This window comes from Escherichia sp. MOD1-EC7003 (assembly GCF_002965065.1).
Lineage (GTDB): Bacteria > Pseudomonadota > Gammaproteobacteria > Enterobacterales > Enterobacteriaceae > Escherichia.
The window spans coordinates 1-1,478 of sequence record NZ_PTRE01000286.1 but is presented as its reverse complement, the minus strand read 5'-3'; the positions used below and the strand labels follow the sequence as shown (position 1 = coordinate 1,478).

Annotated in this window: 1 protein-coding gene; it reads right to left on the bottom strand. The window is 52.2% G+C overall.

Going from position 1 to position 1,478, the window contains the following annotated elements; all coding sequences use genetic code 11:
* Positions 1–1,335 (bottom strand): tyrosine-type recombinase/integrase (locus A7090_RS25390; protein ID WP_446718741.1); only part of this gene is annotated, 1,335 nt, incomplete at its 3' end.
* Between the last annotated feature and the right edge of the window lie 143 nt (positions 1,336–1,478).

Here is a 1,478-nt window from a genome sequence, read left to right as displayed (position 1 = left end):
CCTGGAAAGTTGATCTGAGCTCTCAGTAAATATCAATACGGTTCTGACGAGCCGCTTACGTTCCAGTGCCACCAGCAATCCCGCCCACTGTGTTAACGCGGCCCGGCGTTCATCAAAGTATTGGTGGCGGTTATAGATACCCTCCACGCCTTTAATTTTGTGGTTGAGGCATCTTTCAGCCACTACGGGATCAACGCCCAGCGCGGCTAAATGGGTGCGGGCTGTGCGCCGGAAGTCGTGAATAGTGAAATTCGGCACGTCCGGCATTTCAGCGCGAACCTTAGCCAGTGCTACGGGTAAAGTGCTTTCCTGAATATGTGGGATCATTCTGTTTTGCATCTTCCTGGCTGGAAGCACCCATGCGCTGTTGCATGAGAACGTTTTAAGCTCTCTCAGCCATTCGACGGCTGGCGGTGCTAATGGAATGTCTATAGCGTCGCCGTTTTTGCTGCGTTCCTCTGGTAAATGCCATACGGCTTTATCAAAATCGAACTCCTCCCAGCGGGCGGCGCATAACTCCATTTTGCGGACGCATAACGCTAACAGTAATTTGAACGTGATTTCGTTCTGGCGACTGAATCCCTTAGCCGTGCGCATGGCTTTGAATAGCTGGATTAACTCATCGCGGGTTAACCAGCGGTCGCGGGAAACTTCTTTCCCTCCGGCGTCTGCCACCTCAAAGGCTGAACATGGGTTAATCTCCAGCGCGTGCCGTTTGATTCCGTAGTCGAATATGCGGCGCGTCCATCTCAGCACGTCCGTTGCTATGGTCGGCGCTCCACGGTCAACAATACCTTTCAGCATGTCATCGATATGGCGCGGCTTCACGTCCTCCACCTTCATGCTGCCAATGCAGGGGTTTATATCTTTGTCGATACGGCGGCGGAGTATATCGGGGTGCTTCCAGCGCGGGAGGATCTGACGCTCAAAGTATTCAGCGGCAAGCTCTGAAACGCGCATAGCGTTCTTCTCTGCTTCCATCTTCGCCAGTGCTTCTGCTTTCCGTTCCTGCTTCTCTCCTGCAACGTCATAGCCCAGCGCAACGCGAGCCGATAGCTCTTTGGCTGTCTCTCTGGCCTTTGATAGTGATAGCTCGCTATACGAACCAATTAGCATGGCGCGGGACTTCCCTGCGAGTTTATAGCGGAATCTCCATGTGGGGGTTTTGTCGGCTTCACGGTAACGTAGGTATAAACCGTTACCGTCTGCCCGCCCCTCGAATCGCTCTCCGCTCTTAATCCATGCGCGGATCTGCATGTCTGTTAGTTTTGGCATTTTGCGAATATCCAAACTTTGAATAGGGGGTGTACCCAAAGCAATGTACCCAAACCTCATTGGGTACACCTTTGTGTACACCATAATCATGCGCTTTGCTGCGTCTTTATGATAGCCCATGATAACAAAAAAGCCCGCTGGGTGCGCTGAGGAATCCCCAGTAATGGGCGGGTAAAAAAAGACAGGCATAGAGTTTTGTGATC